Origin of the sequence: Paenibacillus lentus, assembly GCF_003931855.1 — a bacterium.
Classification (GTDB): Bacteria; Bacillota; Bacilli; order Paenibacillales; family Paenibacillaceae; genus Fontibacillus; species Fontibacillus lentus.
In genome coordinates, this window is sequence record NZ_CP034248.1 from 2,137,190 (window position 1) to 2,154,795 (window position 17,606).

Sequence of the window (17,606 nt, forward strand, 5' to 3'; positions counted from 1 at the left end):
CACCGCCTAATTCATTTTGATTGTTTATTGAAATAATCGGGGAACTTCTCCTGCAGCAGGCCCAAATTATAAATGCTAAGAGCCAGATGCGTCTGCATAAGGCGATCTGCTAAGGCTTCGTCCTTTTGGCAAATCGCTTCATACATACTGCGATGCTGCTCGTACAAATGATCCCAATGAGGATCGGTTCTCATCCACAGGATGCGGCTCCGGTTCAAATGGGCATTCATTTGCTGAATAACGCCCCAGGTTCCGAGCTTGCTCACCCCTTCGAACAAGATGCGGTGAAATTGTTCATCTAGCTCGAACATTGCCATCCCGTCATGTTTTTTCAGGGCATCCTGTTGTAGGGACAAGTTGTTGTCAAGTTTGGTGAGCAGTTTCTCCGGAAAATGCTTGCAAGCAAGTCTGATCACAGCGCGTTCCAATTGCTCCCGCATGAATTGGGCTTCCAGAACGAGATCCGGATCAATCAGAGACACCCGAGTGCCGCGCTGGGGAAGTACTAGCACCAGTCCTTCCTGGGCGAGCCGAACAAAACTTTCTCTCACTGGGGTGCGGCTGACGTTAAAAGTGATCGACACTTCCTTCTCGGATAACGTGGTTCCCGGAGGGAGTTCCATATTGACAATTTGCTTCTTTAACTCGTAATACACCATATTCCCAGCAGATTCTTGCATGGGAGGATTCATTCCTCTCAATCAATCACCCCCTTACTTCTTCCATACTACCACACTTGTATGGTAGTATGGAACTGAATATTCAGCAAGACTTATCATCATGAAACAGGAAGTGAGAATATAATCTCTCAGGGGGATGGAGCATGAAGCATTTTTATACGGAGAATTTGCTGCTTACGAGCCATAGTGCAAAAAAACTATATTTGAATACGCATCAGAGATGCCTATATACGACTACCATAACCATTTGAATCCGGCAGATGTAGCGGCGAACAAGCAGTTTCACAATTTGACGGAGCTATGGTTGAACGGGGATCACTATAAATGGCGGGCGATGCGTTGGCTAGGCATTGATGAATCGCTCATTACGGGGGAAGCCGGCGACCGGGAGAAATTCCTGGCTTGGGCTCGCGCGGTTCCACGGCTTGTGGGCAATCCGCTGTATCACTGGAGTCACCTGGAGCTGGCTCGTTATTTCGGTATCGAAGAGCGATTAAGCGAAGATAATGCGGAGGAGATCTGGGAGCGCTGCAACGAACAGCTGCAGGACAAGTCGCTTCATGCGGCTGGTATATTGCAGCAATTCGACGTTCGGGTTGCGTGCACGACGGATGATCCCGTGGACGACTTGGTGGCGCATGGACTAATCAAGAGCAATGCCAACATTAAAGCTCAAGTGCTGCCGACCTTTAGACCGGATCGGGCCTTGAATGTTATGGCTCCGGGATTCACGGCGTACATGCTGGAATTGGGTCAGGCGGCCGATTGTACGATCACGAGCTATACTGATCTTCTAGCCGCTTTGCAGAAGAGAATTGAATATTTCCATGAAAGAGGCTGCCGTTTGTCCGATCATGGGTTCGAGGCATTTCCTTTTGAGTCGGCCACGGAGCGGGAGATCGCGGATATTTTTACTAAAGCACTTCAAGGCCAAAAACTGACAGAATTTGAGGAAAGTCGTTACCGGACGTTTACTCTCCTCCGCTTAGCAGAAATGTATAATGAGCGCGGATGGGCTATGCAGCTGCATATCGGGGCCATTCGTAACAACAATTCCCGCATGATGGCTACTATCGGCAAAGACAGTGGATATGATTCCATTCTTGACTACCATTTGGCTACGTCTTTGAATGCCTTTTTAAATGAATTGGAACTTAGGAACGTTCTACCGAAGACGATTGTCTATAGTCTTTATCCCTATCATTATGAAATGCTTGCTACGACGATTGGCAATTTTCAATCCGGCGGAAGCATTGGCAAGCTCCAGCTAGGCTCAGCCTGGTGGTTTAATGATCAGAAGGAAGGGATGCTGCAGCATTTGAAAGCGTTATCCTCCATTGGGGTCATCAGTACTTTTGTAGGTATGCTGACGGACTCACGCAGCTTTATGTCCTTTCCAAGACATGAATATTTCAGGCGCGTATTATGCCGGTTATTTGGGGAATGGATCGAAGAGGGGGAACTGCCTGCTGATTACAGCTATATTGGAGGGATCGTGCAGGATATTTGCTATCACAATGCGGTTCGTTATTTTGGAATCCCAGCAATAAAAGTAGTAGAGTAACAGAACAATAGATTAATAGAGCAATAGAGCAATAGAGCAACCGGAACATCACTTGTCGCCTGCTGCCGTGCAGCCGGTAAAAGAGGAGGGCATAGCGATGAAGCGTCATAGGGTCATTCTTGTAGATGACGAAGTATACACGCGAAAGGGATTAGTCAAATTGATCGACTGGGAGGCCTGCGGTTTCCATGTGGCTGGTGAGGCTGACAATGGAGAGGATGCACTAGAGCTGATCCGGTCAATACGTCCTGATCTAGTTATTACAGATATTCGTATGCCGGTGCTGGATGGATTGGGGCTTATCAGGCAGTTGATTGAGGAGGAAGATGAGCCGCCCGTCTTTGTTATTATTAGTGGTTATGATGATTTCAGCTATGCCCAGCAGGCGGTTCGCTATGGGGTGCATGATTTTATTCTTAAGCCGATTGACGAGGCGGAATTCATGGAAATGCTATCCAGGTTAGACGAGCGGTTGCGGCAGGAACAGGAGGGGAGGGAGCGCAAGAAACGGTTAGCGAATCAGGCAATGATTGAATCTATCATTAAGAATGAAGCGGAAGAGTCGTTTGTGGCGGATTGGGAGAAGCAGTTGAATATGACAAGCAGCGACTTTTTGTACTATGTGTTTGTGGAATTGAATGATCATCATCTATGGGGGCCAACAAGGGAAGAAATGCCCCTACATCGCTTTCTTGAGCAGGTGGAGCAAGTGCTACAGGACCTCGTTGGGGCGTATCCACTCTATGTTCACGAGCATCGCAATCGAGTCGGTGTAATCGTGCCAGAGCGTGTGCTGAAGCCTTATCGTAACAATATTCGCTCGTTCGCTGAAGCGCTTCAGGGCAAAATAAAGGTTCGGAATGGCCGCGTATTTATTTACGCGGGATGTCCGGTTCAGGGGCTGGCTGGTCTTCGAAGTGCGTATGAGAGCGCCAAGGAGGCACTACTGTATAAGTATGTGTATGACCGAGATGGGATAGTGATTCATAGCCACAGTAACGAATGTACTATCCAATATGTCTCCGTCGACCAGGAGTTGTATCATCGTTTGATCGAGCAGATTGAGGAGTTCAAGCTTGAAGAGCTTGAGTGTTCGATTAAGCAGATGTTCCGAGGCTTTCAGGAGAAACGTTATGCCCCTGAGGCTGTAAAGATGAACATCCATCAGAGCGTGCTTGGCGTGATCGATATTATCCGAAGTATGGATGGGGAAGAGCAGTCGCTTGAATCATTGGCACCGATTATCGGCTGGCATGATTTAAATTTCTCCCTTCAGGAGCTGCAGCGTCTCTTTACGACTTTTGCTGTAGAGAGCGGCCGATATATCGGTGATCTGCGCAAGGAGCAGCAAAGGGGCGGCATTCATAAAATCCGTACATACATTGAGGAACACTACCACGAGAACATTAGCTTGAAGTCGATTGCCGCGATTTTCTATATGAACCCCGTTTATTTAGGTCAATTATTCCGCAAAACTTACGGCGTATACTTCAATGATTTCCTGCTCCGGTTAAGGATAGGAGAGGCCAAGCGCCTTCTCCGGCAGACGGATTTGCGCATATATGAGGTGGCCGACCGCGTAGGCTTTAGCAACCCCGACTATTTTGTTACCCAATTCGAGAAACTGGAAAAGCTGACGCCGAGTGAATATCGTTCACGGCTGGTGAAGGGAGGGGCGTCCGCAAGGACGAGTGGATGATACCTAATTTGAATAATGTCCGGCTGCGGGACAAGATGCTGCTGCTCTATTTTCTATGCGTATTCGTCCCGATTCTGCTTACCAACTTCATTTTTTATAATGTGACCACGGCTAGCGTAAAAAATCAGCGGATGCAGGACATATCCCGCGCTCTGGAGCAAGTCAAAAATGAGTTTCTTCAAGAAGTGGAAGATACCCTGCAGGTATCTTCTGTTTTTTATACCGACCATCTCCTGAATGAGATCATCGAGACGAAATATGAGCACCCCGCCGAGTACGTAGAAGTCTACGACTCTTATTTGCGGCGAATTATCAACACCTCCAGCCCGGCTTATAATTCCGTGGATGCAATCACCGTATATGTCGATAATCCCACGCTGCTGTATTCTGGCGGCATTGTCTACATTGATCAGAACGTGAAGCAGCAGGATTGGTATAGGGAAATATCTTCGGCCAAGCCATCTGCGCCGATTTTAATGCGGACGGGACAGAATGGTCAATTGGACACGTTTAGTGTTATCCGCCGCATGGATTATTACTATTATTCGCGGCAGGAGAACGGACATTTTCTTAAGATCGATATGCGTATGCCGATTATTCACCAGATTTTCAACAATTTGAATTTGCAGGGCCGCATCTACTTGCTTAATGATCGTGGGGAAGTCGAGTATTCAAACGATGCAGATCTCGATTTGCATGCAGGAGCCGTCCCTTTTGAACAAGTAGTTACTCCAGAGAGAACGATCGAATTCCACAAAGGCTATGGTCAAAGCAACCATTTGACCGGTTGGAGCATTGTCGGGAGAATTTCGGAGGATGAGGTCTTCCAGGAGGTTCGGCAAAACCGTAATTTCATCGTGCTGCTGACGTGCCTCAATATATTGCTGCCGACCTTGATCATTGTCTGGATCACCAGATCGTTGAATGTGAGGCTCGTTCGCATTTTGAAACATATGAAAAAATTAAAAAACCAGCATTTCGAAACGATTCAGGATGAAGGCTCCAGCGATGAAATTGGGCAATTGACCGGAGAGTTCAACCGAATGACTCTGCAAATCCAGAGTTTGATCAACAACGTGTACGTTGCTGATATCCAGAGGAAGAATCTGGAACTCGAGAGACGACACGCCCAATTAAATGCGCTGCAAAGTCAGATCAACCCGCACTTCTTGTTCAATGCACTGGAGACGATCCGCATGCGCAGTTTGATGAAGGATGAGGAGGAGACTGCCAGAATCATTCACAATATGGCGAAGATATTCCGCAACTCCCTCGTATGGCGGAGGGATATGGTTACCTTGAAGGAAGAACTGGATTTCATCTATTGCTTCCTGGAAATCCAAAAATACCGGTTCGGCGATAAGATCGAATATACGATACGGACAAACGAGGCAGATCTGTCGATTTCAATCCCTAAAATGTCTATCGTTACTTTCGTCGAAAATGCGAGCATTCATGGCATCGAACCGCTGAAGCAGGGTGGAAAGATCGAGGTGGAGATCAGGCAGTCCGCTGGCGAATTGTTCTGCACGATCCGGGATAACGGTGTGGGGATGTCCGGCGAGCAGGTAGAAAAATTACACGGCTACCTGATCGGGGAGGAAGAAATGGGGGAACGCATCGGGATTCAAAATGTCATTTATCGCTTGAGAATGTACTACAAAGATGGGTTGAATTTGAAGGTTCGCAGCAAGGTTGGCGAAGGCACAGAGATTCATCTTACGATCCCCATAGAGAAACATGAAAACAAAAATCTATATCAGTCTCCTAAAGTTTTCTAAGTATCAACTTTAGATTGACGGGTAAAACTTCTGTCTTGCCTCTCTTATAATGAAAGTGCTTACAAATAATGAAAGTCCGAAAGGGGAAGTCAAAGGATGATAAAAAGACGGTTTTGGCTAAGCTGCTTGACCATCATTATGCTGGCTTCGCTATTGTCTGCCTGCTCTGGCGGTAAAGGCAATAGCAAGGCAGTAAGCCCGTCAACCGGTGATGCGTCCCAAGAAGAGAAGCTGGATAAGGTGACTTTTACTTATTTTAACGCGGTAGCAGGCAAGGACATCAATACGAATGAAACGAAAATCGGAAAAATCTTTGAAGATCAAACCGGTGTGAACTTTAAAATCGAGCATCTTGTCGGTGACGAGAATACGAAGGTAGGCACGTTCATCGCAAGTAACAGCTACCCTGACGTTCTTGTGCCAGGCGGCTCGATCGATAAGCTGTTGAGCTCGGGCTCTTTTATCCCGCTGAACGATTTGATTGAGGAGTATGGCCCGAATATCAAACGGGTATATGAGCCTTATTATAACCTGATGAAGGCCGAGGATGGCAATATCTATTTCCTTCCGATGAGCGCCGTTGTGGGCGAGTACATTTCCGCTCCGAATATCGAGCAGGGAGCCTTCTGGATTCAGCGCCGCGTGCTGAAGGAAGCGGGTTACCCGAATATTAAGACATTTGATGATTACTTAAATCTTATCCGCGAATATATGAAAAAGCATCCGGGCGAGGATTTGACGGGATATATCGCCTTGACTACACAGGACCAATTTTTTGCCTTAACGAATCCACCGATGCATCTAGCCGGGTATCCGAATGACGGTGGCGTCATCATTGACATGGAGACTCACGCAGCGAGTGACTATGGTAATGATGAAATTACCAAACGTTATTTGCAGGAGCTGAACAAGCTGAATGCGGAAGGCCTATTTGATAAGTCCTCCTTTGTTGATAACCGTGATCAATATTTAGCTAAAATCGCTTCCGGTAAAGTGCTTGGCTTCTTCGACTACAGATGGCAGGTAGGCCAAGCGATGAACAATCTGCGTGAAGTCACGCAGCAAACCGGCAACGATGATTTGGAGTATATGGCACTGCCAATCGTATTTGACGAAAACACTAAAGATCAGTATCTCGATCCGCCTTCCTTTGTAAACAACCGCGGGGTAGGAATCTCTGTCAGTGCGAAAGATCCTGTACGTATTATCAAATATTTTAACAACCTGCTTACGGATGAAAATCAGATTTTATCCAACTGGGGACTTGAAGGCGAGACCTATTCTGTAGATGAGAACGGCCGTTTCTACCGTACGGAGGAACAAATCAAGCAGACGAACACGGAATCGTTCCGCGAGTCGTTCGGATTCAAATATTTCGAATACAACTGGCCGCGTTATGGTAACGGTTCTACTCTGCCGGACGGCAACTCCGTAGGGGCTGGCCGCCAACCTGAGGTTGCGCAAATGTCTTACACCGAAGCAGACAAGAAATTGCTGGAGGCATATGACATTCAGTCATTCTCACAATTGTTCGCTGCACCTGACGAGCGTCCATGGTATCCGGCCTGGAGCATTCAGATCGAGCAAGGCTCGCCGGCCCAAATCTTTACGCAGAAGAAGAGTGATTTGCAGCGAAAATACTTCCCGAGACTCGTTCTTGCCAGTCCGGCAGAGTTCGACAAAATCTGGGATGAATACGTCAAAGAATTTAACAAGCTTGGCGTCAAGGATTATGAGCAGCTGATTACCGACGAGGTTGCCAAGAAAATCGACCTGATTCAAGGGAAATAATAAATTGAGATTTTGAAATGGAAAGGCCGGCTGATCTGGACAATAAGTGGATTTTCGGCCTTTCTGTTATCTAAATTCCCCATTACTTGGATAGGGAGGAGAAGAAACCGTGGACAATGTGACACAGTTAAGACCGGCAGAGTCGCCTGAGCTGAACAAACTGGATGGCGGCTCGAAAGGTTTCTTCCAATTACTAAGCAAGCAAAGAGCGCTCGTCTTTATGTCGGTGCCTTTCCTGATTTGGCTCATCATTTTTAAATATTTACCGTTATGGGGTTGGACGATTGCGTTTCAGGATTATAAGCCAGCAAAGGGCATGTTCGATCAGGCTTGGGCAGGCTTGAAGCACTTCAAGTTTCTGTTCCAGGACGAGCATTTCGTTCGCGTTATGCGCAATACGCTCGCCATGAGCTTTATCAATCTTGTGCTGGGTTTTGTCACAGCGATTACTTTGGCAATTCTTCTCAATGAGCTCCGTAAGGTCGCTTTTAAGCGTGTTGTGCAAACGATCAGTTATTTGCCGCACTTTATTTCGTGGGTGGTCGCCTCAAGCATCATTTCGACGGCATTGTCTGCGGACGGCGGTATTATTAACGATGTGCTAATGTGGCTTGGTCTGATTAAAGAGCCGATACTATGGCTCGGAGAAGGGAAATATTTCTGGGGAATACTCGGTGTTTCGGAAGTTTGGAAAAATGTTGGCTGGAACACCATTATATATTTGGCGGCGATGACCAGTATTGATCCGTCGCAGTACGAAGCCGCAGAGATCGACGGAGCTGGACGGTTCCAGCGTATTTGGAACATTACGCTACCGGGCATCAAATCCGTTGTCATTATATTGCTCATTATGAACATCGGAAATTTGCTGGAGACGGGTTTTGAACCGCAATATCTGCTCGGAAATGGCATGAACGTCGACTATTCCGAGAACCTCGATATCTTCGTGCTTAAGTACGGGATTCAGATGGGGAACTTCTCCCTTTCGATCGCGGCAGGCATGTTCAAGACGGTTGTCAGTTTCATACTCTTGTTTACAGCCAACAATATCGCGAAGAGATTGGGCGAGGATCGGCTGTTCTGAGGCCGTACTTCCAAGGAGGGTTCACTATGGCTAACTCACTATCTAAAGCGCCTAAGATGTATGCCCGGTTCAAATCGCCAACGGACCGGCTGTTCGATACATTTAATATCATCTTCATGATTTGCCTGATGATTGTTACGCTATATCCGTTTATCAACACACTCGCCGTGTCGCTCAATACAGCGAATGATTCCATTAAGGGGGGCATCTATTTATTGCCTCGTGAGTTTACGTGGGAGAATTATAAATACGTATTTGAAGAAGCGACGATTTTCCATGCAACGCTTATTTCGGCGCTGCGGACCGTAATAGGCACGGTACTCTCTGTATTCTGCTGTACGATGGTCGCCTATACGATCGCCCGACCGGAATACGTGCTGCGCAAGTTTATTTCAATCGCGTTTATTTTGACGATGTATTTCAGCGGGGGGCTGATTCCCAACTTCCTGCTTATCCGGGAGCTCGGTATGATGAATAGCTTCTGGGTATATATCATTCCGGGTCTGATCGGTGTATTTAACGTTATTATCATCCGGTCGTTTATCGAGAAGCTGCCGGAAGGGATTCTGGAATCTGCACGCATTGACGGTGCCGGGGAGTTTACTACGTTTCTTCGGGTGGTTCTGCCCCTCTGCTTGCCGGTTCTCGCGACCGTCTCCCTGTTCTCTGCTGTAGCGCAGTGGAACTCCTGGTTCGATGTCTTCCTGTACAATTCGTCAAATGTGGAGCTGAGTACCCTCCAGTATGAGCTTATGAAAATACTGCAGAACTCCAATACGTCTATGAACAGCGGCAGCGACTATGCGAGCATGTTCTCCGGCTCGGAAGCTGCCATTAATCGCGTCACGCCGACGTCGATTCGTGCAACGATGACGATCGTGGCAAGCGTGCCTATTATTTTGGTCTATCCGTTCCTGCAGAAATACTTCGTGCAGGGGATGACGCTAGGAGGGGTCAAAGGGTAATGAGTGATGTAATACGAAATGAACGGAAGCTGAAGGAGATCTTTGCGGGTTCCTTTCAGATTGGAGCAGCTGTAAACCCGCGGACAATCCAATCACAGGAGGAACTACTAGCTTACCACTTCAACAGCATTACTGCTGAAAATGAAATGAAGTTTGTCAGCCTGCAGCCGGAGGAGGGCATATTCACGTTCGAGGAGGCGGACCCAAGCGCCTTGTTATTTTACAATGATTATAATGAGTCGAACCCGCTGAAAAGGGAAAAGATCTACAGGCTGCTCCAGCTTCTGCTGGACCAGGGCGCTCCAATTCATGGCGTCGGTTTGCAGGCTCACTGGAATTTGTATGGCCCGTCGCTGGACGATATTCGCGCCGCGATCGAGAAATATGCTTCGCTTGGCCTGCAGCTTCAGCTCACGGAGCTGGATGTGTCCATGTTCGCCTTCGATGATAAACGGACGGATTTGAAGGAAGCACCGCCCGAGCTCATCGAGCTTCAAGCGCAGCGTTATGAGCAATTGTTCAAGCTGCTGAAAGAATACCGGGACGTGATTAGCTCCGTTACGTTTTGGGGAGCCGCCGACGATTATACATGGCTGGATAATTTCCCGGTATGCGGGCGAAAAAATTGGCCGTTTCTGTTCGATGAACATCATCAGCCTAAGCCTGCTTTTCATCGCGTAGCGGAGTTAGCAGGATCATAGAGCTTGCCTTGTCCAATGGACGGAGGAGGGCTAGGTATAGAAAATCTCTCCTTAGATCACGAGGCAAAAGATAGGCTCCATGATCTAACGGAGAGATTTTTGATTGAATGCCGCGTATTCTATTTCATTGAGTTACTGCGTTATTTTTCCAGCTTCTTGGCATCCAGAGGATGCTCTATAACATTCTCTAATCCTGTGGCGATCTCGCCGTCCCAATCGAGCATGCCGCCAGCGTAATTATGTACTGCATCGAAGCCATGCTGTTGGAAATACTTGGCCACGTTAAAGCTCCGCTGTCCGCTTCGGCACACAAACACGTACTCTCTGTCCGGATCCAAGTCATCCATATAATGGATGATTTCCCCCATGGGAATCAGCGGTACGCCCGGGATATGGGCTTGAATGTATTCCTCCGGTTCTCTGACGTCGATGATAATGGTTCGATTGTTCCTGTCCTGCAATATAGCGGATAATTCTTTGGTGTTGACATGGGATACTCCCTGTATCATTTCGCTCATGGTCAAAGACCTCGTTTCCTTAGTATATGATTCTCATTAATGGAAAATATCCATGCTTAAATATCTCTCACCCGTATCTGGCGCTATGCATAAAATTCGCTTTCCGGCTCCAAGCCGGCGGGCAAATTGAATCGCTGTCCTGACTGAGGCGCCTGCGGAAGGGCCGACGAGAATACCTTCTAACGCCGCCAGTTGACGGATCGTCTTCAGTGCGTCGTCATCGGATACTTGAACGATTTCGTCATATATTTCGGTATTGAGAATAGGCGGAATAAAGCCTGGGCTGGTGCCGACAAGCTTGTGCGGTCCTGCATCTCCGCCGGACAGCACTGGCGATCCCTTCGGCTCGACGACGACGATTCGAATGTCCGCAACATGCTCTCGTAAATATTCCCCAGTGCCCGTAATGGTGCCGCCAGTTCCGGATGTAGCGACAAATACGTCCAGCCTTCCATTCATTTGTTGAACGATTTCCGGGCCCGTTGTCAGGCGATGGATCTCAGGATTCGCTTCATTCTGAAATTGCTGCGGCATGAAGCTGTCGGGTATTTCGGCTAGGAGCTCCTTCGCTTTGTCAATCGCCCCGGGCATCCGTTTGGCGGCTGGTGTGAGCACTACCTCTGCCCCGTAAGCCTTCAAAATATTGATGCGCTCCTTGGTCATGTTATCGGGCATAACCAGAATGCTCTTGTAGCCCCGGGCTGCGGCGTTCATGGCCAGTCCGATCCCGGTATTGCCGCTGGTCGGCTCAATGATCGTCGCTCCCGGTCGTAGCTTGCCAGCCTTTTCCGCTTCGCGGATCATGTGGGAGGCCGCTCGATCCTTAACGCTTCCGCTAGGGTTAAAATACTCCAGCTTCACATAGACTTCGGCATCCTGCTCGCTGACTAGCCGGCGAAGTTTTACAGCTGGAGTGTCTCCGACAAGCTCGGTTATGTTGTTAACGACTTTACGGGTCATAGTGCGTCCCCTTTCTTCGGGCCTCTATGACAATATATTTTATCGATTGCCTAGAGTGCTTTCAAGTTTATTGAAAAAGTAAACAGAAAGAACCTTGGCCGCGAACGAAATGCTTCTATATAAGTCGCTTCGGGTGGCCAAGGCTGATTATTCGTTTATCTCTAAACTATAGATGGAATCTATTTACCAGGAGGATAGCTCCGTTCGTTTCCAAGTATCTTTATCTACGCATACGTAAATGTAATTTTCGTCCCAGGCGATATCTCCTTTGTTGCCGGGAGCTTTGGAGGAAGCGGGTGTCTTGGATTCGCGGATCGCTAGGCTGTCTCCATTCACATCTAGCTGGCTTTGAGGCTCATTGGTGCCGATGCCTACTCTCCCATCGTTTCGATTGACGAATATGGCGCTAGCCAAGGCTTCGCCTTCGTCCGAGTATCGAACGACATGGAAATTTCCTCCGGCATTATCGCCGGTTAGCTCGGAGCTGTCAGCTCTGAGACTCCAAAGCGGGGTCGTTGCATTATTTTCTCCAGTTTTTGCGAATTGCAAATCCCGGTTCCCTTCACCGGCAACCCTAAGTATGCCATCCATCACATTAAAGTTGGAGGAATGGGTGCGAATCTCGGAAACATCGGTATCATAGGGAATTTCAAAGCGCGTAAATAGTTGATCTTTATATTCCCCTTCAGGTGACATCGTCGTTTCAATCGAAATATGCTTATGGTCTTGTTGCTCAGGATCGTTCGCTTTGTCATGAGAGACGATAGCTGTCTTGTCTATCCCTTTCTCATCGGCCCAGGAAATTGCCGGCTTAGCGCGTTCGGCCGTCCATTGCAGCCGGATTAAATCTGACAAATGCCCTTCTTCAGCAATCCACTTTTGATCGGTCGAAAGGTGGATGCGTTCATTATGCGGGAACGCAAGGCCTCCGCCGGGGAGAGGAGATTTTTGAAAGGCTAGTGTTCGTGACCCGGAGGACGCTTGCTTAGAGGCGCTGCTGCTCTGGCATCCTCCTAAATAAATCAGGCTTAAGCTTAATATGATGAGTGAAACGGTTTTTAGTGTTTTCATGTGATTTTTTCTCCTTTCATGATTAACAACCTGCTGATCATGTCCCTATCCAAGTAGGATTTTTCTATTTTTCATTTTTAGCTGCCAATTTGCGACCATTTGTGTCGAACAAACAGGGGGAAGGCCTGTAAAGATGATAAAGACTCTCCTCCATTTCTAGCAATAGGCTGATAGATGGGGGCGGACATAATTGAGGTTTTCTAATTACTCATTAACATGGGCAGATAGGAGTAGGAAGTAAGGTCAATTAATTGCTAAGCTATGCTAGTTAGGCAGATAGCATAAATCATTGAGTGGCATAGATGATTTAGTTTTTATGTCAGTCGTAGGACTCTTTGAATTTTTCATTGATTTTTTTAGGCTGAAATAAGTAGCATCCACTCTTAAAATAGGGAAAGGAGAACTAGGAGAGAAAACCGCTTTTTACTACAAAATATATCTTTTTGTCAAGTTGTGGACAAAGTTATCCACAACTTGTAGACTAACTTAGTGAAAAACGAATGAAAGCTTATGTACCAAGTGGTTGCCCGTTTTACGAAAAAGGGGATGTTTTTTTCTGAAAACTGTGGATAATGTGGATAGTTCAGTGGATAATTTGCATAACTTTGCAAAAGGGCTGCTTTTCAAGGGAAAAAACGGCCTCTAAGGCCGTTTTTATAAGCTGGAAGCTATCTAATCTGTGGATAATTCTGTGTGTAACATGAAGCTATGTTAAGGCAATGTAAAAAAATATTTTTCTAGGCTTCTGCCAGTGCCTCCCATTCTTCATAGGCTGCGGTCAACTTCAGCTTGTGATCATCGATCAAATTTTGTCTTTCTTGTACGGCAGTATAGTCCTGATATACTTCTGGCAATGCGAGCTCTGCTTCAATGGCAGCGATTTTATCCTCCAGCTCGGAAATGGACTGCTCAAGCTGCTCCAAACGGCGCTGTCTCATGCGTTCCTCACGTTTAGCTTGCTTCTCTGCTTCAAAGGTAGCTGCTCCATTCTTTGCCAAGGCAGCATCAGCAGCAGAGGAATCAGCATCCGCGATCGTGGCTTTGCTCTTTTGAATCGTGTCATTCTCTGCAGCCAACTCCGTGAGCTCCTGTAGCTTCGCTAAATAGTCGTCATAATTCCCCAGGAAATGATGAGCGCCGTCAGGATGCAGTTCGACAATTCGCTCTGCCATTTTGTTCAGAAAATAACGGTCGTGAGAAATAAATAATAACGTTCCGTCATAGTCCAGGAGGGCGGATTCAAGCACCTCTTTACTAAATAGATCCAGATGGTTGGTCGGCTCATCGAGAATAAGGACGTTGGCTTTTTGCAGCATTAACTTGGCCAACGCTACTCTCGCCTTTTCCCCTCCACTAAGTGCTGCAATTTTCTTTAGGACATCTTCCCCGCTGAACAGGAAATTGCCTAGCACTGTGCGTATACGAGCTTCCTCCATATGTGGAAAAGCGCTCCATACTTCCTCTAATACGGTATTGTTACTATTTAAGTGGGTCTGCTCCTGGTCATAGTAACCGATTTTTACTTTAGTTCCCCAGACGATGGAGCCGGATGAAGCTTTTAGATCCCCGGTCAAAATTTTGAGCAAGGTTGATTTGCCAATTCCGTTCGGCCCGATAAGGGCTACGGTTTCGCCTCGCCGCAGGTAGAAAGATACGTTTTGGAACAACGGATTTTTCTCGTTTTCAAATGAAAAGGAGAGCCCGTCCACTTGGAGTACTTCCTTTCCCGTCATGTACTCTGATTCGAAGGAGAAGCTGGCCCGCTTCAGGTCGCCGGTCGGACGATCCATGATTTCCATTTTCTCTAGAGCTTTGCGACGGCTTTGCGCCCGTTTGGTTGTAGAGGCACGGACGATGTTCCGCTGGATGAAGGTTTCCATGCGGGAAATTTCATCCTGCTGCTTCTCATACATTTTCATTTGGCTTTCGTATTCGGCCGCTTTTAGCTCAATATACCGCGTGTAGTTTCCCGTATAACGCTTCGATTGGTGGCGTTCGATTTCGACGATAGCCGTTACGAGCCGATCGAGAAAATAACGGTCATGGGATACGATCAGCAGTGCTCCGGAGTAGTTGCGGAGATAATCCTCCAGCCAGGTCAATGTCTCGATGTCCAAATGGTTCGTCGGCTCATCGAGCATGAGCAAATCAGGCGCCTGGAGCAAGATCCGCGCCAAGGCAAGCCGCGTCTTCTGTCCACCGCTTAGCGTGGAAATGACTGTGTCCGGGGGGAAGCTGCCAAAGCCCATGCCGTGGAGCACGCTGCGGATACGAGTTTCGATTTCATATCCGCCGTTATCCTTAAACCAATCTTGTTTGTGTGCGTAACGCTCCAGTAAATCCTGATAAGTCTTATTATTACTGTTGGCAGATTGGGCCGCAATTTCTTGCTCCATACGACGAAGCTCGCGTTCTGTATCCAATAGGGGAGCAAAGACATTCAGCATTTCCTCCCAGATCGTAAGATCCGATTGCAATCCGCTGTTCTGAGCAAGATAACCGATCGTAGTTTCCTTCGCTTTAAAAATTTGCCCTTCATCGTAGGATATCTCCTGAGCAAGGATTTGCAAAAGCGTTGATTTTCCGGCACCGTTCACGCCCACAAGACCAATCCGATCCCGCTCTAATATTTGTAGATTAATGCCATGAAGTATCTCGGTAACACCATATCGTTTTGTAATATTAGTCGCTTGAAGTAGCATAAGAATTGAATCCTCCGATTTTACTTTCTATATTAAGTGTACATGAAACCGTGGTGTATTGCATCGCTCAATGTACATGTCGATATCAATGGAAAAGAAAGAGAAATACAGCTTGATGAAAAAGCGCGGAAATATGCTATTTTTTCAGAAATCGCTTTAGTTTTCATTTTGCTTCAACAATGATAAACTAGATGAGAATATAACTCATATAGAGGGGATTAATATGCCGGATCTCCCAGATATCAAACAAAGGCTTCGCCATGTGATGAAACAACGCAGGTCGCAAATACCGGAGCAGTCCCGACGCAAACAGTCCAGGGAGGCGAGCTTGCTGGCTGAGCAGGAAGTTCTTGATCCGTTGAGGCGTAAGCTCAATAGGCCGCTTACGGTATTTATTTATGCTTCTTTTCGGGACGAGCCTGATACGAGTCATTTAATGAAGCAGTGCTGGATGAAGGGGGATCATGTAATAGTTCCGAAAGTCGTTGGCAAAGGGCGGTTGATGCTTCACGAATTGAAGGAATTCAGCGAGTTGTTGCCCGGAGTATGGGGCATACCTGAGCCAGCAGAGCATACGGACATATGGCCTGAGACCCGTTGGTCGCAAATCGATCTCATCGTAGTACCCGGTCTTGCTTATGATAGGACAGGCGGACGGATCGGCTTTGGTGGAGGTTTTTACGACCGATTCATACGTTCTTTGCATCTTTCAGAGGGTAGAGATACAGGAACTCTTATCGCAGCTCTCGCTTTTCGCGAACAAATATTGACCGACTGTATTCCGATGGAGCCCCATGACTTTAAGGTGGATTTGTTGTTTACAGCATCCGGTACGATATATATTAATGAAAGTAGTGAACGGTTATGTCTTCAAAATCCCCAGACGGGAAATTGACTCATTTTAATGAGCAGGGAAGAGCACAGATGGTAGATATATCAGGCAAGCAGGTAACAGTTCGTACTGCGGTTGCGATGACTACCGTGACGATGCAGCCAGATACACTTCAAGCTATTAAGGCAGGAAAGGTTGGCAAGGGAGATGTGCTGGCCGTAGCTCAAATTGCAGGAATTCAGGGCGCGAAGCGGACCTCCGATTGGATTCCCATGTGCCACCCGCTGCCATTAACCGGGGTGAATCTCACTTTTACAGATAACGGACTTAATGAGCTGTATATTGAGGTAACTGTAAAGACGGAAGGAAAGACAGGTGTGGAAATGGAGGCGCTCACCGCTGCTTCCGCGGCGGCGTTAACTGTGTATGATATGTGTAAAGCGCTGCAAAAGGATATGATCATCGGTCCGACCCTGCTCCGTTCCAAAACGGGAGGGAAAAGCGGAGATTATTTATCTGAGTTTTAATTATTGCTTCTATAATATATAAGTCGTCAAATTAAGGATTTGATTCAGACATTAAAGACGGAGTTCCTATGTGGATGAGGAGGGTGACTTCATGGTTTGGAAAACTGCGATCCTGACGGCAAGCGATAAAGGCTCCCGGGGAGAACGCGAGGATACGAGCGCTCAGGTGATTCGAGAGCTTGTTGAAGAGGAACTCGGCGGAGAAATTATTGAGTACCGCATTGTTCCTGATGAACCGGATGAAATTATCGCGGCTTTAATTGAGATGACAGATTATTTTCAAGCAGACTTGGTGCTTACTACAGGTGGTACGGAACTAGCCATCCGCGACGTGACGCCGGAGGCTACTCGACGAGTAATCGAACGGGAAGTGCCCGGCATGGCGGAGGCGATGCGTTATTCAGTTATGCAGAAGAACCCTGCAGGCATGCTGTTTCGCGGTATCGTCGGCATTCGCGGACGAACGTTGATTGTTAACTTGCCAGGTACGCCGAAAGGGGTTCACGAGAATTTGGCAGCCATTATGGAGCAACTTCCTGAGGCGCTCTTGATGGTTACGGGGCAATTCCGGCTATAGCTTTTATGAAATGGGCCTAAATGTTAGTAATATGTCCGGCAATAGCACTGTTACTGTGATATTAGTTATGGTATGATGTGGGCGTATGCAGAAAATATGCAAAACGATGTAAATCTATATCTATACTTTAACTGCTCTTGGAAGGGGAATCAGT

14 protein-coding genes and 1 pseudogene are annotated in these 17,606 nt (G+C 47.3%); 10 read left to right on the forward strand and 5 right to left on the reverse strand.

The window, feature by feature from the left end; all coding sequences use genetic code 11:
* Positions 1-11: 11 nt before the first annotated feature.
* Complete coding sequence (locus EIM92_RS09575; RefSeq protein WP_125085102.1) at positions 12-692, reverse strand: GntR family transcriptional regulator; 681 nt, start codon at positions 690-692, stop codon at positions 12-14.
* Between the two features lie 131 nt (positions 693-823).
* On the opposite strand from EIM92_RS09575, the pseudogene uxaC reads away from it, so the two are divergent.
* From uxaC to EIM92_RS09610, 7 genes and pseudogenes are all read left to right on the forward strand, one after another.
* Positions 824-2,244, forward strand: a pseudogene (gene uxaC, locus EIM92_RS09580) (glucuronate isomerase).
* Between the two features lie 97 nt (positions 2,245-2,341).
* A complete protein-coding gene (locus tag EIM92_RS09585; protein WP_125082455.1) occupies positions 2,342-3,943 on the forward strand; it encodes a response regulator in 1,602 nt (533 codons plus the stop codon).
* Positions 3,940-5,724: a sensor histidine kinase gene (locus tag EIM92_RS09590; RefSeq protein ID WP_125082456.1), complete on the forward strand. Its 1,785-nt coding sequence runs from the start codon at positions 3,940-3,942 to the stop codon at positions 5,722-5,724. Before EIM92_RS09585 ends, EIM92_RS09590 begins: the two co-directional genes overlap by 4 nt.
* Before the next feature lie 96 nt (positions 5,725-5,820).
* Positions 5,821-7,515, forward strand: a complete 1,695-nt coding sequence (locus EIM92_RS09595; protein ID WP_164515063.1) for an ABC transporter substrate-binding protein — start codon at positions 5,821-5,823, stop codon at positions 7,513-7,515.
* A 220-nt stretch (positions 7,516-7,735) separates the two neighbouring features.
* Positions 7,736-8,599, forward strand: a complete 864-nt coding sequence (locus EIM92_RS09600; RefSeq protein ID WP_125085104.1) for an ABC transporter permease — start codon at positions 7,736-7,738, stop codon at positions 8,597-8,599.
* 26 nt (positions 8,600-8,625) lie between these two features.
* Complete coding sequence (locus EIM92_RS09605) at positions 8,626-9,564, forward strand: carbohydrate ABC transporter permease (RefSeq protein ID WP_125082457.1); 939 nt, start codon at positions 8,626-8,628, stop codon at positions 9,562-9,564.
* Complete coding sequence (locus EIM92_RS09610) at positions 9,564-10,265, forward strand: endo-1,4-beta-xylanase (RefSeq protein WP_125082458.1); 702 nt, start codon at positions 9,564-9,566, stop codon at positions 10,263-10,265. Before EIM92_RS09605 ends, EIM92_RS09610 begins: the two co-directional genes overlap by 1 nt.
* Positions 10,266-10,405: 140 nt before the next feature.
* Here the strand turns inward: EIM92_RS09610 and EIM92_RS09615 are convergent, their stop codons facing one another.
* From EIM92_RS09615 to EIM92_RS09630, 4 genes are all read right to left on the reverse strand, one after another.
* Complete coding sequence (locus tag EIM92_RS09615; RefSeq protein ID WP_125082459.1) at positions 10,406-10,783, reverse strand: rhodanese-like domain-containing protein; 378 nt, start codon at positions 10,781-10,783, stop codon at positions 10,406-10,408.
* A gap of 36 nt (positions 10,784-10,819) precedes the next feature.
* On the reverse strand, positions 10,820-11,743 hold the full coding sequence (gene cysK, locus EIM92_RS09620; protein ID WP_125082460.1) for a cysteine synthase A: 924 nt from the start codon (positions 11,741-11,743) through the stop codon (positions 10,820-10,822).
* 183 nt (positions 11,744-11,926) lie between these two features.
* Positions 11,927-12,814 (reverse strand): hypothetical protein, encoded by an 888-nt coding sequence (locus tag EIM92_RS09625; protein ID WP_125082461.1) that lies wholly within the window; start codon positions 12,812-12,814, stop codon positions 11,927-11,929.
* Positions 12,815-13,551: 737 nt separating this feature from the next.
* Positions 13,552-15,516 carry an ABC-F family ATP-binding cassette domain-containing protein gene (locus EIM92_RS09630; RefSeq protein ID WP_125082462.1) on the reverse strand — a complete coding sequence of 655 codons (1,965 nt, stop codon included), beginning with the start codon at positions 15,514-15,516 and terminating at the stop codon, positions 13,552-13,554.
* A 223-nt stretch (positions 15,517-15,739) separates the two neighbouring features.
* Here EIM92_RS09630 and EIM92_RS09635 point away from each other — a divergent pair, with 223 nt between their 5' ends.
* From EIM92_RS09635 to EIM92_RS09645, 3 genes are all read left to right on the forward strand, one after another.
* Positions 15,740-16,411, forward strand: a complete 672-nt coding sequence (locus tag EIM92_RS09635) for a 5-formyltetrahydrofolate cyclo-ligase (protein WP_125082463.1) — start codon at positions 15,740-15,742, stop codon at positions 16,409-16,411.
* On the forward strand, positions 16,381-16,875 hold the full coding sequence (gene moaC, locus EIM92_RS09640) for a cyclic pyranopterin monophosphate synthase MoaC (protein WP_125082464.1): 495 nt from the start codon (positions 16,381-16,383) through the stop codon (positions 16,873-16,875). The genes EIM92_RS09635 and moaC overlap by 31 nt, the downstream gene beginning before the upstream one ends.
* A gap of 91 nt (positions 16,876-16,966) precedes the next feature.
* The gene (locus tag EIM92_RS09645; protein ID WP_110931656.1) at positions 16,967-17,452 is read left to right on the forward strand and encodes a MogA/MoaB family molybdenum cofactor biosynthesis protein; all 486 of its coding nucleotides are present in this window, start codon (positions 16,967-16,969) and stop codon (positions 17,450-17,452) included.
* Positions 17,453-17,606: the final 154 nt, after the last annotated feature.